Annotated in this window: 18 protein-coding genes; 8 read left to right on the forward strand and 10 right to left on the reverse strand. The window is 71.3% G+C overall.

The genetic code is table 11. From position 1 onward, the window contains the following. Positions 1 to 43 precede the first annotated feature (43 nt). Together ACZ6SD_RS13145 and ACZ6SD_RS13150 are read left to right on the forward strand one after the other, a co-directional pair. Positions 44 to 352 (forward strand): ArsR/SmtB family transcription factor, encoded by a 309-nt coding sequence (locus ACZ6SD_RS13145; protein WP_465317150.1) that lies wholly within the window; start codon positions 44 to 46, stop codon positions 350 to 352. Further along, entirely contained in the window at positions 333 to 719 is a 387-nt protein-coding gene (locus tag ACZ6SD_RS13150; protein ID WP_465317152.1) for a VOC family protein, read from the forward strand. The genes ACZ6SD_RS13145 and ACZ6SD_RS13150 overlap by 20 nt, the downstream gene beginning before the upstream one ends. 5 nt (positions 720 to 724) lie before the next feature. Here ACZ6SD_RS13150 and ACZ6SD_RS13155 read toward each other — a convergent pair whose 3' ends face one another. Genes ACZ6SD_RS13155 through eno form a run of 3 tightly spaced genes read right to left on the reverse strand, consistent with a single transcriptional unit; the run spans position 725 to position 3,053 of the window. Then, positions 725 to 1,201: a DUF501 domain-containing protein gene (locus ACZ6SD_RS13155; RefSeq protein ID WP_465317153.1), complete on the reverse strand. Its 477-nt coding sequence runs from the start codon at positions 1,199 to 1,201 to the stop codon at positions 725 to 727. An 11-nt stretch (positions 1,202 to 1,212) separates the two neighbouring features. After that, positions 1,213 to 1,761: an FtsB family cell division protein gene (locus tag ACZ6SD_RS13160; protein ID WP_465317154.1), complete on the reverse strand. Its 549-nt coding sequence runs from the start codon at positions 1,759 to 1,761 to the stop codon at positions 1,213 to 1,215. 5 nt (positions 1,762 to 1,766) lie between these two features. Beyond that, entirely contained in the window at positions 1,767 to 3,053 is a 1,287-nt protein-coding gene (gene eno / locus ACZ6SD_RS13165) for a phosphopyruvate hydratase (protein ID WP_465317155.1), read from the reverse strand. A 148-nt stretch (positions 3,054 to 3,201) separates the two neighbouring features. Here eno and ACZ6SD_RS13170 point away from each other — a divergent pair, with 148 nt between their 5' ends. The 3 genes from ACZ6SD_RS13170 to ACZ6SD_RS13180 all read left to right on the forward strand — a co-directional run bounded on the left by ACZ6SD_RS13170 (position 3,202) and on the right by ACZ6SD_RS13180 (position 5,403). Beyond that, the gene (locus tag ACZ6SD_RS13170) at positions 3,202 to 3,588 is read left to right on the forward strand and encodes a tetratricopeptide repeat protein (protein ID WP_465317156.1); all 387 of its coding nucleotides are present in this window, start codon (positions 3,202 to 3,204) and stop codon (positions 3,586 to 3,588) included. Between the two features lie 47 nt (positions 3,589 to 3,635). Then, positions 3,636 to 4,490 (forward strand): class I SAM-dependent methyltransferase, encoded by an 855-nt coding sequence (locus ACZ6SD_RS13175; protein ID WP_465317157.1) that lies wholly within the window; start codon positions 3,636 to 3,638, stop codon positions 4,488 to 4,490. A gap of 70 nt (positions 4,491 to 4,560) precedes the next feature. Then, on the forward strand, positions 4,561 to 5,403 hold the full coding sequence (locus ACZ6SD_RS13180) for a lysozyme family protein (protein ID WP_465317158.1): 843 nt from the start codon (positions 4,561 to 4,563) through the stop codon (positions 5,401 to 5,403). A gap of 630 nt (positions 5,404 to 6,033) precedes the next feature. Here the strand turns inward: ACZ6SD_RS13180 and ACZ6SD_RS13185 are convergent. From ACZ6SD_RS13185 to mfd, 5 genes are all read right to left on the reverse strand, one after another. Next, positions 6,034 to 9,225, reverse strand: a complete 3,192-nt coding sequence (locus tag ACZ6SD_RS13185; protein WP_465317159.1) for a S41 family peptidase — start codon at positions 9,223 to 9,225, stop codon at positions 6,034 to 6,036. Between the two features lie 52 nt (positions 9,226 to 9,277). Further along, positions 9,278 to 10,258 carry a nucleoside triphosphate pyrophosphohydrolase gene (locus tag ACZ6SD_RS13190; RefSeq protein ID WP_465317160.1) on the reverse strand — a complete coding sequence of 327 codons (981 nt, stop codon included), beginning with the start codon at positions 10,256 to 10,258 and terminating at the stop codon, positions 9,278 to 9,280. Further along, on the reverse strand, positions 10,255 to 11,250 hold the full coding sequence (locus ACZ6SD_RS13195) for a SurA N-terminal domain-containing protein (protein ID WP_465317161.1): 996 nt from the start codon (positions 11,248 to 11,250) through the stop codon (positions 10,255 to 10,257). Before ACZ6SD_RS13195 ends, ACZ6SD_RS13190 begins: the two co-directional genes overlap by 4 nt. A gap of 53 nt (positions 11,251 to 11,303) precedes the next feature. Continuing rightward, a complete protein-coding gene (locus ACZ6SD_RS13200) occupies positions 11,304 to 12,023 on the reverse strand; it encodes an ESX secretion-associated protein EspG (RefSeq protein ID WP_465317162.1) in 720 nt (239 codons plus the stop codon). Between the two features lie 74 nt (positions 12,024 to 12,097). Next, positions 12,098 to 15,688 carry a transcription-repair coupling factor gene (mfd, locus tag ACZ6SD_RS13205; RefSeq protein WP_465317163.1) on the reverse strand — a complete coding sequence of 1,197 codons (3,591 nt, stop codon included), beginning with the start codon at positions 15,686 to 15,688 and terminating at the stop codon, positions 12,098 to 12,100. A 115-nt stretch (positions 15,689 to 15,803) separates the two neighbouring features. Between mfd and ACZ6SD_RS13210 the strand changes: the two genes are divergently transcribed. Next, entirely contained in the window at positions 15,804 to 16,409 is a 606-nt protein-coding gene (locus ACZ6SD_RS13210) for an HD domain-containing protein (protein WP_465317164.1), read from the forward strand. Between the two features lie 133 nt (positions 16,410 to 16,542). Then, positions 16,543 to 16,797, forward strand: coding sequence for a helix-turn-helix domain-containing protein (locus ACZ6SD_RS13215; RefSeq protein ID WP_465317165.1), 255 nt, complete (start codon positions 16,543 to 16,545; stop codon positions 16,795 to 16,797). Between the two features lie 37 nt (positions 16,798 to 16,834). Here the strand turns inward: ACZ6SD_RS13215 and ACZ6SD_RS13220 are convergent, their stop codons facing one another. Continuing rightward, a complete protein-coding gene (locus tag ACZ6SD_RS13220) occupies positions 16,835 to 17,602 on the reverse strand; it encodes an enoyl-CoA hydratase-related protein (protein WP_465317166.1) in 768 nt (255 codons plus the stop codon). Between the two features lie 966 nt (positions 17,603 to 18,568). Then, complete coding sequence (locus ACZ6SD_RS13225) at positions 18,569 to 20,716, reverse strand: hypothetical protein (protein ID WP_465317167.1); 2,148 nt, start codon at positions 20,714 to 20,716, stop codon at positions 18,569 to 18,571. A gap of 64 nt (positions 20,717 to 20,780) precedes the next feature. On the opposite strand from ACZ6SD_RS13225, the gene ACZ6SD_RS13230 reads away from it, so the two are divergent. Beyond that, complete coding sequence (locus ACZ6SD_RS13230; RefSeq protein WP_465317168.1) at positions 20,781 to 21,950, forward strand: PQQ-dependent sugar dehydrogenase; 1,170 nt, start codon at positions 20,781 to 20,783, stop codon at positions 21,948 to 21,950. The last annotated feature ends 531 nt before the right edge of the window (positions 21,951 to 22,481 follow it).

Below are 22,481 nucleotides of genomic sequence, written 5' to 3' on the forward strand. Positions count from 1 at the left end.
GGCCGACTTGATAGGCAAGTGACGACTTGCCTATGGTGGGGATGTGGCGGAGGATCTCTTCAAGGCGCTGGCCGATCCCACCCGTCGGCGCATCCTCGATGAGCTGGTGGAGCGGGACGGGCAGACCTTGTTCGAGATTTGCGGGCGGCTGCTGGCCAAACACGGGTCGGGGCTGTCTCGGCAGGCGATCAGCCAGCACTTGGCCGTGCTGGAAAGCGCGGGGCTGGTCGTTTCCCGCCGGGAGGGTCGCTACAAGTTTCACGATGTGAACACCGAACCGCTTGAGCGCATCGTCACCAGGTGGCTCAGGCCTGAAGCACGGGGAGAAACCGGTGCGGATTCATCTGTCTAGCGTGTTTGTCGATGATCAGGACAAGGCTCTGCGGTTCTATACCGACGTGTTGGGCTTTGTGAAGAAAACCGAGGTGCCGGTGGGGGACGACCGGTGGCTGACCGTGGTGTCGCCGGAGGACCCGGACGGGACCGAGCTGCTGCTGGAGCCCGACGGGCATCCCGCCGTGAAGCCGTACAAGGAGGCGCTGGTTGAGGACGGGATTCCGGCCACGGCGTTCGCCGTGGACGACGTGCACGCCGAGTTCCGCAGGCTGCGGGACCTCGGGGTGCGCTTCACTCAGGAGCCGTTGGAGATGGGGCCGGTCACCACGGCCGTTCTGGACGACACCTGCGGGAACCTGATTCAGATCGTCCACAGCTCCTGAAACGGCTACACCGCCGCGCAGTCGCCGCTGGGCCAGGCGGGAGCCAGCAGAGCCAGCGCCTCGTCGCCGAAGGGGTTGACGCCGGGGCCGGTGGCCAGCGAATGGGCCACCAGGGCGTGCAGGCACTTGACCCGGCCGGGCATGCCGCCCGCCGTCACGTCGGTGCCGAGGGGTCCCAGGGCGTCGCGTTCGGCCAGATAGGACTTGTGGGCCTGGAGGTAGTGGGCAGCCAAGTCCGGGTCGGTGGACAGGCGGTCGGTCATGTCCTTCATGACGCCCGTGGTTTCCAGAGTGCTGATGGCGGCGGCCAGTTTGGGGCACGTCAGGTAGTACAGGGTGGGAAACGGCGTGCCGTCTTCCAGTTTCGGGTTGGTCTGGATGACCGCGGGGTGGCCGCTGGGGCAGCGGGCGGCGATGGCGCGGATGGCCCGGGGCGTGCGGCCCAGCTGGGCGGCGACGGTCTCGCGGTCGGTCTCGGTCACGGGTTCCAGGGTCACCGGCGTTCCCCCGTCACCGCGTCCCACAGGGCCTGATACCAGGGCTGGTCGGGAATGGGACGGGTCGGCTCCTGGCTCGCGCCAGGGCCGCCCGCCTCCGGTGGCAACTCGACCATGTACGGCGTCTCTCCCGGCATCACGTAGCGCAGTCTCCTGCGGGCCTCGGCCTGCACCTGCTCGGGGTCGGCGAGCTGCTCCTTGCGTTTCTGCAGCTCATCGACCTGGGTGCGTAACTCGGCCTGGCGTTGTTGTTGGATTTCCACGTCCGAGCGCTGCGACAGGTAGGTGCGCAGCGGGACGGCCACGCTCAGGGCGAGCGCGCAGACGACCGTCGCGAACACCGCCGCCCGGCGGGTGGTCGACAGGCCCAGGACGGCGCCGCGCTTGCGGCGCTTCTGCGGGCCCGGCGACCGGGCCGGGCGGGGCGGTTCCGCCGGGGGTTGCGCGGTCGGACGCGCGCGGCGCCGCACGCGCTCGGGTCTGCGGGCGGCGGAGGTCTCGCTCCGCCGCCCGCGACCGCCGCGTTCGGCGCCGCGTCCGACCATCGGGGTCAGGACTCCGGCGTGAAGCGGGGGAACGCGAGGTCGCCCGCGTACCGCGCCGCGTCGCCCAGGGTCTCCTCGATGCGCAGGAGCTGGTTGTACTTGGCGACCCGGTCGCTGCGCGCGGGGGCGCCCGCCTTGATCTGGCCGACGCCGGTGGCCACGGCCAGGTCGGCGATGGTGGTGTCCTCGGTCTCGCCGGAACGGTGGCTCATCATGCTGCGGTAGCCGTAAGAGGTGGCCAGAGTGACCGCGTCCAGGGTCTCGGACAGCGTGCCGATCTGGTTGACCTTCACCAGCAGAGCGTTGGCCGCGCGGCGGGCGATGCCCTCTTCGAGGCGGTCGGGGTTGGTGACGAACAGGTCGTCGCCGACGAGCTGGACGCGCTCGCCCAGCTCGGCGGTCAGCCGCACCCAGCCGTCCCAGTCGTCCTCGGACAGCGGGTCCTCGATGGACACCATCGGGTACGCGTCGACCAGCTCGGTGTAGTACGCGATGAGCTGCTCGGCGCTCTTCTTCGCGCCCTCGAAGGTGTAGGCGCCGTCCGAGTGGAACTCGGTGGCAGCCACGTCGAGCGCCAGCGCCACGTCGCGGCCCGCGGTGTAGCCCGCCTTCTCGATCGCGACCAGGATCAGGTCGAGGGCCTCGCGGTTGGTGGTCAGGCTCGGCGCGAAGCCGCCCTCGTCGCCGAGACCGGTGGCCAGGCCCTTGCTCTTGAGCACCGACTTGAGCGAGTGGTAGACCTCCGCGCCCCAGCGCAGCGCCTCCCGGAAGCTCTCCGCGCCGATCGGCGCGATCATGAACTCCTGGATGTCGACCTCGGTGTCGGCGTGCGCGCCGCCGTTGAGGATGTTGAGCATCGGCACCGGCAGCACGTGCGCGTTCGGGCCGCCCAGGTAGCGGAACAGCTCCAAGCCGCTGGACTCGGCCGCGGCCTTGGCCACCGCGAGCGACACCCCCAGGATGGCGTTGGCGCCGAGGCGGGACTTGTCCGGCGTGCCGTCGAGGTCCACCAGCTTCTGGTCCACGATGCGCTGGTCGACCGCGTCGATGCCCTGCAACTCGGGCCCGATCTCGTCGAGGACCGCGGTGACGGCCTTCTCCACGCCCTTGCCGAAGTAGCGGTTCGCGTCGCCGTCGCGCAACTCCACCGCCTCGTGCTCACCGGTCGACGCCCCGGAGGGCACGGCGGCGCGGGCCAGCGTCCCGTCGTCCAGCGCGACCTCCACCTCCACGGTGGGATTGCCGCGCGAGTCCAGGATCTCGCGTGCGCCGACCTGCTCGATGACAGCCACGTGGTGCTCCTCACAAAGCGTCCAACTACTCCAAGACGAGCGTAGCGGTGCCGGTTTGGGCAGTGCCGAAGGCACGCGCCGGGAGCCCGGTGATCACTCCTGCGGAGGGTCGAGGAACAGCGCTTTCGCAGGTAGTGTTGATCTGACTATGACGGACGAGCCGGGCAATACGTTCGAGGCGTTCCGCCACGCGGAGTCACTCGTGGCGCAACGCAGGCCGCTGGACGCCTTGGCCGCGCTGGCCCCCGTCCTCGACGCCGAGCCTGACGCGCCCAGCGTCCAACTGCTCGCGGGCCGCGCCTACCTGGGCTCGGCGCAGCTTCGGCGGGCCGAGCAGGCGTTCCTGCGGGTGCTGGAACTCGACCCGACCGACCACTACGCGCGGTTCGCCCTCGGCAAGACCCTGCAACGGCAGAGCAGGCTCCCCGAGGCGCAGACGCAGCTGCGGATCGCGGTGGCGATGAACCCCGTCCCGGAGTACCAGGAAGCGCTCGGCGAGGTCAACGCCCGTATCTCCGTCGAACGCGACCGGTAGCTTTCCGGGGTTCACGGCGTCCGGTTTCCCAGTCCAGTATGGGGATCATGGGATTCGACAGCGCGACCGAGCGGATGATCCAGGCCAACGAAGCCAACTGGGACGCCCGCACCCCGATCCACGTCGCCAGCGCCTTCTACGACGTCGCCAACCGCGACCCGGAGGTCTGGTTCGCCGACTTCGAATGGGACGACCTGGGCGACCTCGACGGCAAGGACGTCGCCCACCTGCAATGCCACATCGGCGCGGAGACGATCGCCTTCGCCCGGCGCGGGGCGCGCACCGTGGGACTGGACATCTCCGCCGAGTCGGTGCGCGCGGCCCAGCGGCTCGCGCGGGACAAAGGCGTGACCGTCGAGTACGTCAAGTCCGATGTGCACGCCGCCGCCGACGCGCTCGGCCGGGAGCGGTTCGACATCGTCTACACCGGCAAGGGCGCCATCTGCTACCTGCCCGACCTGCCCGCCTGGGCCGAGCAGGTCGCCGCGCTGCTGCGCCCCGGCGGCCAGGTGTACGTCGTGGAGTTCCACCCGCTGCTCAACGCGCTCGGCCCCACCCCACCGGCGGACGGCAGCGAAGACCTGCTGCTGCGGCATGACTTCATCGGCGGCCGAGGCGGCGTCGAACACGACGGCACCCGCACCTACACCGACGGCCCCCCACTGGCCGAGGCGAAAGTCTCCTACGAGTGGCCGCACGGCATCGGCGAAGTCGTCAACGCCCTGGTCGGAGCCGGTCTGCGCATCACCCGGCTCCGCGAAACCGAGCGTCTGCCGTGGCAGCGCTGGTCGACCATGGCCAACCCGGACGGCGGCTGGTACCGCCTGCCCGACAGCGCGCCGCGCATTCCGCTGATCTACGCGCTGCAAGCCGTCAAACCGGACGGTGTTTCCGCTGGTTGACCAGGCCCCCAGGGCGATTTCGGCGCACGACGGGCGGAATCCGGGCCCGCGCACACGTAACCTGGATTTCGTGGCCGCATCTTCGACACCCCCGCCGACCACGCTGCCCGCCGAGCCATGGCCCCCGCCCGAGCCACCCCCGGGCCGCGGGCCGGGGGTGGCCGCGCGCCTCCTCTTGGTCGCCGTCCTGATCACTTTGGCCGGGGCGACGTTCCTGCTCTTGGACGCCGCGAACACCCCGCGTCGGCAGCCTGTCCGGGAAGACCGGTTCGTGGTGCCGTTGCTTGACGTTGTTCCCGGGGCGTCGGCTCCGCAGGCCCGGCCCACTCCTGCTGGGCAGGATCTGCGGGCGTGGGCGGAGAAGATCGCCGCGGAGACCGATATTCCGGTGCGGACGGCGATCGCTTATGCCAACGCCGAGTTGGCTGTTCGGGAGCGGATGCCTAACTGCAATCTGACGTGGGTGACGCTTGCGGGGGTCGGGCGGGTCGAGTCGCACCATGGGCATTACGGCGGCAGTCGGGTTGGGTCGGACGGCAAGCTGTCCAAGCCGATCATTGGGGTTCCGTTGGACGGATCGCCTGGGGTGCAAGCCATTCCGGACACAGACGGCGGACGGCTCGACGGCGATCCACAGTGGGACCGTGCGGTTGGGTCGATGCAGTTCCTGCCGACTACCTGGGCTCGGTGGTCGCAGCGGGCCAGTGGGGACGGTGCGCCACCGGATCCGCAGAACGTGGACGATTCCGCGCTTACCGCTGCTCGGTATCTGTGTGCCAGTGGAGGGGATCTGGCTACGGGGGCTGGGTGGTGGAAGGCCGTGTTGACTTATAACGAGTCTCGGAAGTACGGGGTGGATGTGTTCAGTGGGGCTTCCGCTTATGCGCGGAAGGCTGCTGAGTTGGGGGGTTGAGGGGGCTCGGGTTCGGTTTGGGGCTCTGCGGGGCTCGCTTGGGTGGGGTTGCTCTCTGGGGTTCCTGGGGTGGCTGGTTCTGGGGGTTGCTCGATGGGGTGGAGTGGTTTCTTTGGGGCCCCTACGAAGGAAGATCCCGTCGTGGGAAAGACGGGTGGGGAGCCTTCGGCCCCACGACCACGGCAAGTTTAGGGATCTTCCTTCACCCCCAAAGAAACCACTCCACCCCATCGAGCACCTGGCGAGCCTCGGTTCGGCCTGGCCGGGGGTTGAGTGTGCAGTTCCACCCCATCGAGCACTGGGCGGGCGCTGGTTCAACCTGGCAGGAACGCGGGGCCAGCAGCAGGGCGGTTTGGCGGGGTTGGCCCCACAAAGGCCACTCAACCACTGGCCCAACCGCATCCGCGAAAGCTCTTGTTTGCCGCCGCACAGGCCCACAACAAAGCCCCACCCACCCTGGGGGCTGACCCCGCTCCAGTCTATCGGACCAGGCCGACAATCGGGGTCGAAACGATCTTGCCTGTGGATAACTCGGCGCGAGGGCATAGCGAGGGGTGGGAAACGCGGGTGGGGCTCGGCGGTGGCCTTGGGGCAGGGGGTTCCCAAGGCCACCGGTCGACAGCCGGGGGGTTACGCGGGTGGGGGGAGGTCGGGTGGGGAGGCTGCGGGGTGGTCGGCCAGGTGGTCCAGGGCTATGCGGATGGCTGTGTCAAGTTGGGGGTCTCGGCCAGCCGCGTGGTCTTGGGGGGTGACTACGACTTCGATGTCTGGGTCGACGCCGTGGTTTTCTAGGTTCCAGCCTGGGCCTTCCATCCAGGTGGCGTAGCGGGGTTGGGTGACCAGGGTGCCGTCTACCAGGTGGTAGCGCATGTCTATGCCGACTACGCCGCCCCAGGTGCGGGTGCCGACTACCGGGCCGATGCCCAGGGCCTTGATGGCGGCGTTGACGATGTCGCCGTCGGAGCCGGAGAACTCGTCGGCTACCGCCACTACCGGGCCTCGGGGGGCGTCTAGGGGGTAGGTCTCTTCGTAGTAGCCGTCGCGGGCTCGGCCCCAGCCGACTATGCGGCGGCTCAGCTTTTCCACCACCAGTTGTGACAGGTGGCCGCCTCGGTTTTCGCGGAGGTCGACCACGACGCCCTCGCGGCGCATTTCCAGGCGAAGATCTCTGTGCAGTTGCGCCCAGCCGTTGGCGACCATGTCGGGGACGTGCAGGTAGCCGACGCGGCCGTCGGACGCGGCGTGGACGTGGGCGCGGCGGTCGGCGACCCACGCCTGGTAGCGCAACGGCATGTCGTCCAGCAACGGCACCACGACCACGCGGCGGGTGGCGCCGCCGCCCTTGGGTTCGATGGTGAGTTCGACGGGGGCGCCCGCCGTGCCGACCAGGAGGGGAGCCGGGCCGCGTAATGGGTCCACTGGCCTGCCGTCGACAGCGACGATGGCGTCGCCGACGCGGGCGCCGACGCCGGGGGCGCGCAAGGGGGAGCGGGCGCGGGGGTCGGAGCTTTCGCCGGGCACGATCGCGGTGATGCGCCAAGCGCCGTCGGCGTCGCGGGCCAAGTCGGCGCCGAGCAGGCCGAGCCTGCGCTTGTGGTCGGCTCCGCCGCGCGGGGGCATGACGTAGGCGTGCGAGGTGTTCAGTTCACCGTGGACTTCCCAGAGCAGGTCGACCAGCTCGTCGTGGGAGCCGACCGAGTCCACCAGGGGGCGGTAGCGGGCTAGCACGCCCGACCAGTCGATGCCGTTCATGTCCGCGCGCCAGAAGTGGTCGCGCATGAGGCGGCCGGTCTCGTCGTAGGACTGCCGCCACTCCGCCGCCGGGTCGAGCAGGACGCGGACCCGGCTCAGGTCGACGCTGATGTTGTCCTCCGAGCCGTCGTCGGAGTCGGCCTTGCGGTCGGCGGGCAGGACCCGCAGCGAGCGGCCGTCGCGGACGACGATGCGGGAGCCGTCGCCGCTGGTCCACACCTCGTCCAGGCCGTCGACCAGGGTGTCGACCTTGAGTTTGACCAGGTCGTAGCGTTCCAGCACGGAGCGCGGGGCGTCTTCGCCGAGGTCGTCAAGATCGTCGCCGAGGGAGCCGGTGAGCGGGTCGCGCAGCCACAGCACGCCGCCCTTGGCCGCGCGCAGGCCGGAGTAGCGGGCGGCGGGCACCGGGAAGGCCACCACCCGGTCCTCGATGCCCTCGATGTCGACCGAGGTGCGCGGCGCGCCGTCGTCGCCGGTGTCCTTGTCGTCGGGGTCGCCGAAGGGCCGCCCCTCGCGGACGGGTGCGAAGGGCGACGGGGTCGTCGCCGACAGCGGCACCAGGTAGGGCCTGCTGCCGTTGGCGAAGGACAGGTCGAACACGTGCACGTCGTAGATCGGGTCGAAGCTGCGCGTGGACAGGAACGCGATGTGCTTGCCGTCGAGGGTGAAGGCGGGATCGGAGTCGACAAACCGCAGTGGTGTGACGTCGACCACACTCAGGTCGGTCGTGTTGACCATGCGGATGTGCCGCAGCGGGCTCGGGCCGGGGTGCGACCAGGCCAGCCACAGCGAGTCCGGGGAGAACACCAGGCCGGTCGGGTCCATCTCCTGGACGCGGACTACCTCGCGGACCTCGCCGTCGTCCGCGTCGACCAGCAGCAGCCGCCCGTCGTGGGTGACCACGCCGACCCGGCGCCCGTCCGGCGACGCGGCCAGCTCCAGCACCCGCCCGAGTTGGCCACCGGCGACGCGACGCGGGCTGACGCCGGGTTCGCGGCCCGCCACCGGGGCGAACTCCAGCGCGTCCTCGCCGTCGGCGTCGGTGACCCAGACGACCTGGCCGGTGTCGCCGAGCACCTGCGGCAGCCGGGCGCGGACGCCGGGCTCGACGGCGAGCGCGCGGACCGGGCCGTCGCGGTGGGTCACCCAGTGCACGGTGCCGCGCACCTCGACGGCGCTGGCCCGGCCGGTCTTGTCCGGCCCCACGTCGCCCAGGTGCAGGCGCGCGGTGATCGGGCGGGGCTGCCGGGAGCCGCGCGGCCCGCCCAGGCGCACCTCGACGCGGCGCGGGGCGGCGTCGAGCCCGTCGAGCAACCACACCTCACCGGCGCGGTGGTAGACGACGCGGGAGCCGTCTGTGCTGGCGTTGCGCGCGTAGAAGTCGTCGTGGTCGGTGTGTTTGCGCAGGTCGGTGCCGTCGACCGCGCAGGAGTACAGGTTGCCGACGCCCTCGTGGTCGGACAGGAACGCGATCCGGTCGCCGACCCACATCGGGTCGACCATGTGTCCGTCCACATCGGACAGGATGCGGGCGAACTCGCCGGTGCCCTCCGGGTCGACCCAAATCTTGCCGGTGGTGCCGCCCCGGTAGCGCTTCCACCAGGCGGGTTCGCGGGAGATCACCGAGCCGAGCACGACCGCGCCGGACGCGGCGATGTCGAGGGCGGCGACCGGCCCGTAGGGAAGCCGTTCGCTGGGCGTCCCGTCGAGCGGGACCGCGTGCGCCCAACTCGCCCGCAGCGACGGGCGGCCCGCCGTCGTGCGGGCGATCACCCGCCCGTCCCGGGTCCAGCCGAGCACGGTGGTGCGCACGTCGCCCCAGTGCGTGAGCCGTTCGCTGGGACCGCCCTCGGCCGGGGCCGCGTGCACTTCCGGCTCGACGTCTCTGGTGCTCGTCCAGGCGATCGTGGCGCCGTCCGGCGAGAACCTGGGGTTGGTCACCGGGACCTGGTCAGCCGAGAGCCGCCACGCCCGGCCACCGTCGGCCGGTGCCAGCCACACGTCGTCCTCGGCGACGAAGGTGATCAGGTCCGCATGCAGATGGGGGAATCTGAGATAGGCGTCGGTCACCCTGCCAAGTTAGCCATAGCCGCCGACAGGTGCGGCGCACTCGGGTCGATGATCACCGCGTGGGCCAGTGCGCGCGCCAGGTGTCGTGGTCCATTCGGGCGGAATCGACGCCCGCCGCGCGGGCGGCGGCCTCGGCGGCGCGCACGGCCGAGGCGAACTCCCGGGCGACCGCGCGCAGGTCGCCTTCCGGGTCGCGGCCCGCGAGCTTCGCCTCGGCGGCCAACGCGAACAGCCGGGAGCCATAGTCGGCACCAGAGCCATCACCAGAGCCGTTGCCAGAGCCCGCGCCCGGCAGCAGGTCCGGCGGCAGGCCAGCGCGGGCGGTGCGCTGGGTAAGCTTCGCGGCCAGCGCGGCGGCGGGCTGCCCGGTAGCCACACCGTCCACACTGGACTCCCGGCGCTTCTCCCGCTGTTTCAGCTCCTCCCAGCGGTGCTCCTGGCTGGCGGCGTCGCGCACGGCCGGGTCGCCGCCCGCGAACACGTGCGGGTGCCTGCCGACGAGCTTGGCCACCAGGTCGCCCGCCACGTCGTCAACCGAGAACGCCTCGGTGTCGTGCTCCTCGGCGACGCGGGCGTGGAACAGGACCTGCAACAGCACGTCGCCGAGCTCTTCGCGCAACGCGACCCGGTCGCCGTCGTCGATGGCCTCCAGCAGCTCGAAGCACTCCTCGACCAGGTACTGCCGCAGCGACTCGTGGGTCTGCTCCGCGTCCCACGGGCACCCGCCCGGGGACCGCAGCGTGTCCATGACCCGCGCCGCGGCGACCAGCCCGGCGCCCGGGGTGCGGTGCACGGGGGCGCCCGCCGCGACCAACGCGGCCGCGGCCGGGTCGCCGAGATCGTCGGTGACCAGCACGACAGCCGCCGTGGCCGCCTCGTCCAGCAGGGTGTCGGGCGCGGGCGCGTCGCCCAGCGCGGGGTCTGCCCCGCCGGTGACGTACACGCGTTTGGCCGCGCGCAGCGGCGCGAGCGCGCTCGCGGGGACCGTCTCGGCGCTCACCAGCACCACGGCGGACCCGGGGTGGCTGCTCACGGCGCGACGGGGGCGTTCTTGACCGGGATCACCACGCCCTTGGTCTCGCCCTCGCTGGGCGCGACCGTCATCCCGGCCAGGTCCCACAGGCCGTAGCGCGGGCTGATCTTGACGCCGAGGTCGGCCACCGTGGACTGCAACAGGCGCGGCCCGAGCGCGGTCGACAGGCGCGCGTCCGGCGCCGGGGCGTCCGCGGCGGGCTTGGCCGAGGTGTCCCGCTCGCGGACCAGCGCGACCACCCAGCCCGCGTTCTCGTCGCCGGGCTGGAAGGCGACCACGGAGTTGGCTGGCGTGCCGAACAGCGCGCTGCCCGCGATCTCCGGGGCCTGCGCCGGGAAGATCGTCTCGTTCTTGGCCGCCTGCGCGCCGCCCGCGATCTCGGCGTCGAGGACCTTGTCCGCCTGGTCGAGGCCCTGGGCGAGTTCCTTGGCCTTGTCGACGGCCTGCGAGCGCAGCGAACCGGAGTCGCCCGCGCCGCCGGGGGCGACGAGGATGAAGTCGAAGGTCACCGCGAGCGTCGCCGCCTGCGCCTGGCCGATCCTGGTCATCAGCAGGTGGTCGCGGGCGATCGCCTCCGGCTCGAAAGCCCGGTTGACCGCCTGCTGCACGAGCGCGGTCGGCGGCACCGTGCCATCGGTCGGCAGCGACTCCAGCTCGCGGATCTGCCGGGCAAGCTCGGTCACGTCGGCGGGCTCGACCGTCAGCCGGTGCTTGGCCGCGTAGGACTCGATCAGCTCGTGCAGCACCAACTGGCGCAGCATGCCCCGGGAGAGCAGGTCGAGCTTGCGCTGGTCGGCCAGCGTCCGGGTGGCTGGCTCGATCTCCAGCGCCCGGTCCACCAGCTGCTGGACCCGGTTGACTCCGATGGCCTTGCCGCCCACGATCGCGGCGGCGTTGACCTGACTCGGCCCGGAGGCGCAGGCGGTGAGCACGAGCCCGAGCACGGCGAGCAGCGCGAAGAACGGGCCGCGGCGGCGGATGACGGTGGTCACAGTGCCGTAGCCTCTCACAACGCCGCCGAGCTGGTCACGAGCACCCGTTCGGGTTACCCAGCGTGTCCGGCGGTCTGCCGCAGCACGCGCGTGAGCAGCCCGCGCAGCACGGCGGTGTCCGCGGGCGCGAGCCGGACCCAGAGCCTGCCGTCCGCGCCCACGACGCGCAGCAGGGCGTAGCGGCCGTCGCCCGCCACGTCGAACCAGAACAGCATCGGCCCGCGCGTGCCGTGCGCGGTGACGCCGAGCTGGCCCGCGCGGAGCCTGCGGGCGGCGAGCAGGTCGCGCAGCGCGTCAGCCCGGTCGGCGTCCGCGCCCGACCAGCTCCCGCCGGGCACGCGGCCGGGGCGGTCGGCGGGCAGCTCGTGGACCACGGACGCGGCGAGCGCGGTGCACACCAGGTCGCGGATCAGCACGTCGCCACCCGCGTGCTCGCTCGGGCCGGGCTCCTGGGTGGCGATCACCGCCAGCTTGCCCACCCGGGCGGCGAGCACCCGGTGCGGGGAGTCTGAGCCGTCCTCGGCCAGCCACACCGAGTCCACGGACAGCTCGGGGGCGTGCAGCATCCGCAAGGCGGCTTCCAGCTCGGGGTCGATTCGGTCCGCGCGACCGAGTATCCGCGCCGACCGTAATCGCTTGCGGACTCCGCTGATGTCGGGGTCCGCGCGCTCGACCCGGATCGGATACGGGAACCCGTCTACGCCCAACCGGTCCCACACGTCGGCGAACTCGTCGGGCGACAGCGTCCAGCCGAGCTGGGTCGTGTGGATCACGAGCGACGCCCTCCCCTGGGTCCCCGCCTTGCCGGAGTCGCCAGGGGAGTCGCGTGATCGGCACGCAGTGTTACCTAACGCACTCCAGCGGTAGCGGGAGCGACTTCGAGTGAGGCGAGGAACTTCGCGCACCAGTCGAGCAAATCGCGGTCGCGCAGCACCGGCGCGCCGATCCGGCCGCCCGCGGCGCCCTCGGTCGGGCGCGGCACGGTGACGGTGTTCGTGACCGCCTTGTGCACGGCCTTCGGGTGCAGCCGCTTGAGCCGCACCAGCTGCGAGTCGCGTAGCGGCAGCGGGGCGAACCGGATGTTGCTGCCCTGCGCGACGACCTCGGTGACACCGTGGCGGCGGCAGGTCTGGCGGAACTCCGCGACCGCGAGCAGGGTGACGACCGGGGTGGGCGGCTCGCCGTAGCGGTCGACCAGCTCCTCGCGCACCGCGTCGAGCGCGGCGGCGTCCGGGGCGGCGGCCAGCTTCCGGTATGCCTCCAGCCGCAGCCGCTCGCCGGGCACGTAGTCGTGCGGGATGTGCGCGTCGACCGGCAGGTCCACCCGCACCTCGGCCAGCTCCTCCTCGTCCTCGGCCCCAGGCGCGCCCGCGTGCCTGCGGAACGCGTCGACAGCCTCGCCGACGAGCCGGATGTAGAGGTCGAACCCGACGCCCGCGATGTGCCCGGACTGCTCGGCGCCCAGGATGTTGCCCGCGCCGCGGATCTCCAAGTCCTTCATCGCCACGGCCATGCCCGCGCCCAGCTCGGTGTTCTGCGCGATCGTGGCCAGCCGGTCGTGGGCGTGCTCGGTCAGCGGCTGCTCGGGCGGGTAGAGGAAGTAGGCGTAGCCGCGCTCGCGGGCCCGGCCGACCCGGCCGCGGAGCTGGTGGAGCTGGGCCAGGCCGAGCATGTCGCCGCGCTCCACGATCAGCGTGTTGGCGTTGGAGATGTCCAGGCCGGTCTCCACGATCGTCGTGCAGACCAGCACGTCGTGCTCGCGCTCCCAGAACCCCTGGATGATCTTCTCCAGCCGGTCCTCGTTCATCTGCCCGTGCGCGGTGACGACCCGCGCCTCCGGGACGAGCTCGCGCAGCCTGCGGGCGGCCTTCTCGATGGAGGACACCCGGTTGTGCACGTAGAAGACCTGCCCGTCGCGCAGCAGCTCGCGGCGGATCGCGGCGGCGACCTGCTTGTCGTCGTACGCGCCGACGTAGGTCAGGATCGGGTGCCGGTCCTCCGGCGGGGTCAGGATGGTCGACATCTCCCGGATGCCCGCCAGCGACATCTCCAGGGTGCGCGGGATCGGGGTCGCGGACATGGTGAGCACGTCGACGTGCGTGCGCAGCGCCTTGATGTGTTCCTTGTGCTCGACGCCGAAGCGCTGCTCCTCGTCCACGATCACCAGGCCGAGGTCCTTGTACCGCAACCCGGTCTGCAACAGCCGGTGCGTGCCGATGACGATGTCCACCGTGCCGTCGGCGAGCCCGGCGATGGTCTGCTCGGACTCGGCCGAGTCGGTGAACCGGGACAGGCCCTTGACGTTCACCGGGAACGAGTGCATCCGGCCGGAGAAGGTGTTGAGGTGCTGCTGGGCGAGCAGGGTCGTCGGGACCAGCACGGCGACCTGCTTGCCGTCCTGCACCGCCTTGAACGCCGCGCGCACGGCGATCTCCGTCTTGCCGTAGCCGACGTCGCCGCAGATCACCCGGTCCATCGGGACGCCGCGCATCATGTCGGCCTTGACCTCATCGATGGCGGCGAGCTGGTCGACGGTCTCGGTGAACGGGAACGCGTCCTCCAGCTCGCGCTGCCACGGGGTGTCCGGGCCGAACGCGTGCCCGGGGGCGGCCTGGCGGGCGGCGTAGAGCTGGACGAGTTCCGCGGCGATCTGTTTGACCGCCTTCTTGGCCTTGGCCTTGGTGTTCTTCCAGTCCGACCCGCCGAGCTTGTTCAGGCTGGGCAGCTCGCCGCCGACGTAGCGGGAGACCTCGTCCAGTTGGTCGGTCGGCACGAACAGGCGGTCGCCGGGCTGGCCGCGCTTGGAGCTGGCGTACTCCAGCACCAGGTACTCGCGCGTCGCGCCCGCGACCGTGCGCTGCACCATCTCGACGTACCGGCCGATGCCGTGCTGCTCGTGCACCACATAGTCGCCCGCTTTCAGAGCCAACGGGTCTACCGCGTTGCGCCGGCGCGACGGCATCTTGGTCGACATGTCCTTTGTGGACGTGCCGTGCCTGCCGCCGGTCAGATCGGTCTCGGTGAGCACGACCAGCGCCGACCCGGGCGCGGCGAACCCGTCCTCTATAGAGCCGCGTACAACGGTGACCATGCCCGTCTTGGGCCGCTCGGCCAGCCCGTCCTCGGCGAACGTGGCCGCCACCTCGGCCTCGGCCAACTGCTCGACGGCCCGCTTCGCGGTGCCCGCGCCCGGCACGACCAGCACCGCCGCCCCGCCCGCCGCGGTGTGCGCGCGCAGGTCGGCGAAGGCGCGTTCTACGTCGCCCCGGTAAGCCTCGACGGGGTGGAGATCGAGAGCGACAGCGGTCTCGTCGGTGAGCTGGGAGAGCGTCCACCACGGGTGGTCGCTGTCGCGGGCGTGCGCGGCGATGTCACCGAGGTCGCGGTAAGCCGACGCGCCCAGGTCGATGGGGGCCTTGCCGCCGCCCGCGGCGGCCATCCACGACGCTTCCAGGAACTCCTGGCCGGTGCGGACCAGGTCGTGGGCGCGGGTGCGGATCTTCTCGGGGTCGTTGAGCAGGACGTGCGTGCCCGCCGGGAAGACATCGGTGAGCAGTTGCATCTCGCCGCGGCACAGGGCCGGGATGAGCGCCTCCATGCCCTCCGACGGGATGCCCTCGGCCAGCTTCGCCAGCATCTCGTGCAGATGCGCGTCGGCCTGGTGCGCCTCGGCCAGCGCGGCGGCCCGCTCCCGTACGTCGTCGGTCAGCAGCAGCTCCCGGCACGGCGGGGCGACAACCTCGCGCAGTTCACCGGGCAGCGACCGCTGGTCGGCCACGGCGAACGGCCGGATCTCGGTGACCTCGTCGCCCCAGAACTCCACCCGGACGGGGTGCTCCGCGGTCGGCGGGAACAGGTCGACGATGCCGCCCCGCACCGCGAACTCACCCCGCTTCTCCACCATGTCGACGCGCAGGTAAGCGAGGTCGGCGAGCCGAGCGACGACCCCGTCGAAGTCCTGCTCCTCGCCGACCGCGAGCCGCACCGGAGCCAGTTCGCCCAGCCCGGGGGCCATCGGCTGAATCAGGCTGCGCACCGTGGCCACGACCACCTTCAGCGGCCCGGCCGGGTGCTCCTCGGGGTGAGCGAGCCTGCGCAGCACAGCCAACCGTCCACCGACGGTGTCCGCCCGCGGCGACAACCGCTCGTGCGGCAGCGTCTCCCAGGAGGGGAAGTCGGCCACCGCGTCCCGCCCGAGCAGGTCGCCGAGGACGGAGACCAGGTCGTCGGCCTCCCGCCCGGTGGCCGTGACGGCGAGCACCGGAGTCTTGGTGGCCAACGCGGCCACAACCAGCGGCCGCGCGGCGACCGGGCCGCGCAGTTCCTGGACGGGAGCGCCCGCAGCCTCGATCACGGTGGCGGCGGCGGGATCGTCGAGCAGTGTTTCGAGCAGACCGTGCAGCGGAGCCTTCGACACGATGAGAAGCCAGTCCTTCATGACGGGAGGGAAAAGGCGGACAGACCCCTGCCCGGGACCTTGAGTCCGGAAGGGGTTCTCACGGTTCAGACTACGGCCTGTCCCCGACACTCGTCGCGCCGATAACGTGGCGCCCATGTCCGTCGAGCGATGGTCAACGCTGGCGAGGTCGCTGGGCCTGCCCGACACCGGCGGCGCGGCGCTGGTGGCCCGCTGGGAAGAGCCGCACCGCCGCTACCACACCCTCGCCCACCTGCACGCGGTCCTCGACGGCGTGGACCTGCTGGCCGACCACGCCGCCGACCCCGACCTGGTCCGTCTCGCCGCCTGGTACCACGACGCCGTCTACCAGGGCCGCGGCGACGACGAGGAGCAAAGCGCCCGCCTAGCCGAGACAGAGCTAACCGCCCTAGGTCTGCCCACGCTTGCCGTGACGGAGGTAGCGCGCCTGGTTTGCCTCACCAACGGCCACAAAACCACCCCCGGCGACAACAACGGCGAAGTCCTCTGCGACGCGGACCTGGCCATCCTCGCCTCCCCCGCCTACTGGGCCTACACCGAAGCCGTCCGCGCCGAGTACGCCTTCGTCCCCGACGCGGCCTTCCGGGCGGGACGGGCGGCCGTCCTGCGCGGACTGCTGGCCCTCCCCAGCCTCTACCGCACCCCGCTGGGCCAGGAACTCTGGGAAGCCCCGGCCCGCGCCAACCTCCAAGCCGAACTGGCCCGCCTCACCCCCACGTGAGCCCCCTTCCGATGCCCGGAATCCGATTCCGCCACCCGACCGTGCGGCAACTATGAGCCAACCAGTAGTCCGATCGGATGGTTTTAGCTGCCGAAACGGGAGTTGGCGCGCGGCAACCACTACGGTGGCTGGCATGACGAATGATCACGTGAATGATCACCGATCCGACCTGCACAAGATGTGGGGAGACGAGGTCTACCAAGCCCGCAGGCGGGCGAGACTGAGCGCGTCGATGCTCGCCAAACGGATGGGCTGGTCAACCACGCGGGTGCGCCTGGTGGAGACCGGCGCGCTGGGTGGCACCGCCAGCTTCCCCGGGCTCGCCTTGAACCTGAAGAGGTCGGATATCGACCGAATCATCGACGCGTGCGCCCAGGAAGCCGACTGAGCGGGAATCCAGCCCAGCGGCCGAGGGTCGTTCCGCGCTAGAAGCGCGGCGGGCGCTTCTCCAGGAAGGCCGCGACGCCCTCGGCGTAGTCGGGGCTGGTGACCGAGTGGGCGTAGAGGGCGTGGGTTTCGTCGTCCTCGTCGGTGCGGCCCGCCAAGATCCAGCCGACGATGATCTTGGCGCCCTGGATGGTCACCTGGGAACGGGAGGCCATGAGGTCGGCGAGGTCCTGGGCGCGTTTGGGGAGGGCGTCGGCCGGGTGCAGTTCGTTGACCAGGCCGATGCGCAGGGCGGTGGGGGCGTCGAGGATGTCGCCGGTGAACAGGATTTGCTTGGCCCAGGCTGGGCCGACCGCGTCGACCAGTTGCTTGGTCGAGGGCAGGTTGAACACGATCCCCAGCTTGGCCGGAGTGATCCCAAACCGGGCGTCGTCGGCCGCGATCCGGAGATCGCAGGCCAAGGCGATCTCACAGCCGCCGCCGATACAGAAACCGGTGATGGCCGCGATGGTGGGCTTACCCAGGCCGGTCAGGGCCTTGGTCGCAGCCTCCACCGCCTGCCCGTACCGCTGCGCACCCGCCGCGTCCCGCCGCAGCGTGGAGAACTCGCTGATGTCCGCACCCGCCGAGAAGTTCTCAGTCCCCCGGATGACCAGCACCCGCACCTCGTCGTCAGCCGCGACCCCGGCCACGATCCCGGGAATCGCCGACCACATCTCAAAGCTCAACGCGTTGCGCTTAGCGGGCCGGTCGATGGTCAGGGTCGCCACGGGTCCGTCAACGCTGAGGACAAGGTGCTCACTCACCGCGCCACCGTAACGGCCCACCAACCCCACCCAGCCCATTCCGAGATTGGCATCACGCAAGCGACGCGGCAACCGGGCGAACCCGACAACCCCGCGCAACGGGCATCGCCGTCCCGCGAGCACGGCACACACCGTGGCGAGGCCGCAAGGCGCTCGCTCACCGCGCCACCGCAACCGCCCACCAACCGCGCACAACCGTTCCGAGATTGGCCTCACGCGGCGACGCGGCCACCGGGGCTAGATCGTCCGAAACCCGACAACCCGCACCGCAGGCATCACCGTCACGCCAGCAGGACACACACCATGGCGAGGCCGCAAGGCACCCGCTCACCGCGCCACCACAACCGCCCACCAACCCCACCCAACCCATTCCGAAACTGGCATCACCCGCGTGACGAGGTGCCCGCTGACCAGGTCGTCCGAACCCGACAACCCGCGCAACGGGCACCGTCGTCACGCGAGCACGGCACGCACCATGGCGAGGACGTAAGGCACCCGCCCACCGCGCCACCACAACCGCCCACCAACCCATTCCGAAACTGGCATCACCCGCGTGACGAGGTGCCCGCTGACCAGGTCGTCCGAACCCGACAACCCGCGCAACGGACATCGCCGTCACGCGAGCAGGGCGCGCACCGCGGCGAGAACGCAAGATGCTCGCTCACCGCGCCACCACAACGACCCACCAACCCCGCACAACCCGTTCCGAGATTGGCGTCACGCAGGCGACGCGGCCACCGGAGCCAGGGTCGTCCGAACCCCGACAACAACCCGCACCGCAGGCATCACCGTCACGCCAGCAGGGCACGCACCGTGGCGAGGTCGCAAGGCACCCGCTCACCGCACCACCGCAACGGCCCACCAACCCCGCACAGACCGTTCCGAGATGGCGTCACGCGCGTGACGAGGATGCCCGTTTGAGCAGGTAGTCCGAAACCCGACAACCCCGCACAACGAGCATCGTCGTCACGCGAGCAGGGCGCGCACCGTGGCGAGGTCGTCGGGCACCCGCGCGCGGCGGCCTTCCAGATCGGCTAACGCGGTGGCGAAGGCGGACACGGCGCGCTTGGTATCGGCGCGGAGGATGTCCCGGGTCGCGGCCGAGTCCAGATCGACGAGTTCGCGGATGTGGCTGTCCTTGCGCTGGTAAGCGACCGCGCCCGCCAGGGCCGCGACAGCCGGGACCGCCCACGTCCACCCCAACAGGAAAGCGAACCCCACCAACACCACCCCCAGCACCGCCAGTCCCACCGCCAGCCGTCGCGGGATCGGGTCAACAGCGCACGCCCTGGCTACAGCCGCCTCGATCGCGCCCGGCACTGGGCCCGTCGCCGTGACGGCCACCTGCCCCCGCCGCGTCCGCACGGCCACCACCTCGGGCAAACGCTTGCGGCCCTCGTCGGCGAGGGCTTCCGCCGCCGCGGCGATGTCCTTGGCGCACGCGCGGATGATCAGCCCCCGCCGGTTCGGCCTGCTCACCGCCGCGGCCCGCAGCAGCGCGGCCGGGTCGCCAGCGGGGTCGGACCAGCAAGCGGTCTGGCCGCCCGTGCCCTCGATGACCTGGCGCAGTTCGCGCTCGCGACGCAGCAGGTCCCGTTCCTGGGCGCTGCCCTCATCGACCAGCGCCTCCAGCGTCCGCTTGACGACCGGGTCAAGCTCGTCATACCCCGTCGACGGCACCAGCCCGTCCCCCACCCACCGCCGCAGCGCCGCGAGCCGGTCGCAGGCCAACCCGATGGCCCGCAGTTCCCCCGCGTCGGCCAACTCCGCCACCCCACCAGCGCCCGCCAGAGCGCCACCAGCCTCCCGCTCAGCAGCCGCCACCCCAGCGACCACCTCCGTCGCCACCCCACCCTGCCGACCCGACTCCCCAGCCACCGCCACCCCACCCTCAACCGCCACGGCTGCCGACTCCGCCCGCACGCCAACCTGCCGTCCCAACTCCCCAGACGCCCCCACCCCACCATCGCCCACCGCGCCCGCCGACACCGGCCGCGCGCCGCCCTGCCGACCCGACTCCCCAGAAACCACCGCCCCGCCCTCAGCCACCGCGCCCGCCGACACCGGCCCCGCGCCACCCTGCCGACCCAACTCCCCAGACGCCGCCACCCCACCATCGGCCGCCCGCTCCGGCCCCGCGCCGCTTTGCCGTCCCGACTCGCCAGAAACCGTCACCCCACCCTCGGCCGCCACGCCCACCGACACCGACCGCACGCCGCCCTGCCGTCCCAACTCCCCAGACGCCGTCACCCCGCCACCGGCCGCTGGCTCCGGCCGCGCGCTGCTCGCCACACCCCCAGTCGCGGCGTCCGACACCGCCGCCGCACTGCCCGCAGCCAGCGGGACTCCGCCTGCCGCGGGCCACCCGGCCACGTCCGCGTGCCGGTCGCCGCCGAGCAGCTCCTTGGGCAGGGCGAACGCGGTGTTCTGGTCCGGGGGGATCGTCTCCCGCCACCCGGCAACAGCGGCTTGGCGGTCCGGCTGCGGCAGGCGGGACAGGTAGTCCATCGCGCGCCGCTGCGCCAACTGCTTGCCGACCACGCCGTAGTGGCCGTCGGCGGCCAGGGTCCACACGGCCCAGACGGACAGGGGCAGCGACGGGGTCAGTTTGGGGAGGGTTTCGGCGATCATGCCGGTGGTGATCGTGTCGCCGCGGCCGACGATGGCGGCGGTGAGGACGTGGAACAGGGTGGCCCGGGTGTGGTCGCGCTCGGCGGCGGACTTGAGGTGGGCGGCGGTGTCCTCCCCCACAACCACCGCCAGCACGGCCCGCAGCGCCGGGGGGAGCCAGTACTGTCCGACATCGCGCACCGCGTCGATGCGGGGCCTGCCCGCGAACAGCATCCTGGCCTGGTGGCGGACCTCGGCTTCCTCATCGAAGACCGACAGTTCCTCCCGCACCCCGCTGAGCTCCACGAACGCGTCGAACGCCGCAGAGAGCCGGTCGACGCGGCGCTCCAGGGGCCCGGTGACCGACGCCAGGTCCGACCGCAGCCGCGCCTGTGCCAGTGAGCCGCGCACCCGCGACAGCTCGCCGCGCAGCTCCCGGATGCGGGTGCTCTCCCCGTCCGCGCTCCAGGTCCACGTCGGCCAGTCCCAGGTGGAGTCGCTCATCGCCGAAGGTCCCCCTCATCCTCGCCACACGGCGCGCAGACATGGTGACCGGCATTCTGGCGGTATGCGCAGCACCTCGTCACGGGTCATGTCGATCATCGTGGTCACAGCCACCGCGGTGACCGGGTGCGCCGCGTCGGACGGGACGGGCCCATCGACACCCGCGCAGGCCCCCGCGCTAAACGTCGAGCTGGTGACCGGCGGGCTGACCCACGGCTGGGACATCGGCTTCCTCCCGAACGGCAAGGTCCTCGTCACCCAGCGCACCGGCGCGATCGCACTGCTGTCCTCCGGCCTGCCCGGCGCGACCGCGACCACCGTCAAAGCCGACACGACCACCGTCCAGGTCCGCGGCGAGGGCGGCCTGATGGGCTTGGTCGTCCACCCCGACTTCGAGACGTCCCGCGAGTTCACCACCTGCCAAACCCACACCGAGAACGGCGCCCCCGCCGATGTCCGGCTGGTCACCTGGCGCCTGACCGAGGACGAGACATCGGCCACCCGGGTCAAGGAACTCCTGACCGGTATGCCACTGGCCGCCAACGGCAGGCACTCCGGCTGCCGCCCCACCCTCGCCGCCGACGGCGCGCTGTTGGTCGGCACCGGCGACAGCGCCCGCGGCGCCGTCCCCCAGGACAAAACAAGCCTAGGCGGCAAGGTCCTACGCATAGACCTCAAGACCGGCGAACCGTTGCCCGACAACCCAACCCCGGGCTCCCCCGTCTTCACCTACGGCCACCGCAACATCCAGGGCGTCGCCATTCGCCCCGGCACCGGCCAGGTCCTCACCGCAGAACACGGCCCGGACAAGAACGACGAGATCAACCTCCTGGTCCCCGGAGCCAACTACGGCTGGGACCCATCCCAGGGCGGCACGGCCCCCGGCTACGACGAAAGCGTCCCCATGACCGACCTGACCCGCTTCCCGGACGCCATCCCGGCGAAGTGGGAGTCGGGCAAGACCACGGAAGCCATCTGCGCCACCGCTTTCCTCACCGGCCCCCAATGGGGCACTTTGGACGGAGCCCTGGTCGCCACAGCTCTCAAAGGCGCCAAACTCCTCCTGTACACATTGGACACCGAAGCGAACGTCACCTCAGTGACCATCCCCCCAGAGTTCGCCGACCAGTACGGCCGCCTCCGCGCCAGCCGCACCGCCCCCGACGGCGCCCTCTACGTCACCACCTCCAACGGCACAGACGACAAACTCCTCCGAATAACCCCAAAACCTTGAGAACCACCAGTTCCCGCCAGGCCCCACAGACTCGCGCCACCGATGATCGCGAGTTATCCACAGGCAAGATGGTTTGCGCCTGGTTTGTCGGCCTGGCGCGATAGACTGGAGCGGGGTCAGCCCCCAGGGTGGGTGGGGTTTGTTGTGTGGGGTGTGGAGCGGCGGAAAAGGGTGAAACAGGAGCGTTGTGGACGTGGTCGGGACGCTCGGTCAAGTGCCCTTCTTGGGCACCTGCCAGGCAGCACCAACGCTGCCAGGTGCCCATGGGCTAAACAGAGAACCAGCCCCCCAACCAGCAGGAACCCGAAGCTGCCAGGTGCTCGATGGGGGCGGAGACAGCGAACCCACGCTCCTGCCAGCCGGACCCGCCCCTGCCAGGTGCCGGTGGTGCAGACCGAACAGCGAACCCGAGCATCTGCCAACCGCTGCCCGGCCCGCCAGGTGCTCGATGGGGTGGAGTGGTTTCTTCGGGGGAGAAGGAAGATCGCTAAGCTGGCTCCGCGCGTGTGAGGCCGAAGGCATCCCACCCGT

The sequence above is a fragment of the Actinokineospora sp. NPDC051303 genome, from assembly GCF_055586285.1.

Excerpts from the sequence above, each read along its gene's own strand:
- ACZ6SD_RS13170 (WP_465317156.1), top strand. The coding sequence starts at position 3,202 with ATGACGGACGAGCCGGGCAATACGTTCGAGGCGTTCCGCCACGCGGAG.
- ACZ6SD_RS13215 (WP_465317165.1), top strand. The coding sequence starts at position 16,543 with ATGACGAATGATCACGTGAATGATCACCGATCCGACCTGCACAAGATG.
- ACZ6SD_RS13175 (WP_465317157.1), top strand. The coding sequence starts at position 3,636 with ATGGGATTCGACAGCGCGACCGAGCGGATGATCCAGGCCAACGAAGCC.
- ACZ6SD_RS13225 (WP_465317167.1), bottom strand. The coding sequence starts at position 20,716 with ATGAGCGACTCCACCTGGGACTGGCCGACGTGGACCTGGAGCGCGGAC.
- ACZ6SD_RS13160 (WP_465317154.1), bottom strand. The coding sequence starts at position 1,761 with ATGGTCGGACGCGGCGCCGAACGCGGCGGTCGCGGGCGGCGGAGCGAG.
- ACZ6SD_RS13230 (WP_465317168.1), top strand. The coding sequence starts at position 20,781 with ATGCGCAGCACCTCGTCACGGGTCATGTCGATCATCGTGGTCACAGCC.
- ACZ6SD_RS13210 (WP_465317164.1), top strand. The coding sequence starts at position 15,804 with ATGTCCGTCGAGCGATGGTCAACGCTGGCGAGGTCGCTGGGCCTGCCC.
- mfd (WP_465317163.1), bottom strand. The coding sequence starts at position 15,688 with ATGAAGGACTGGCTTCTCATCGTGTCGAAGGCTCCGCTGCACGGTCTG.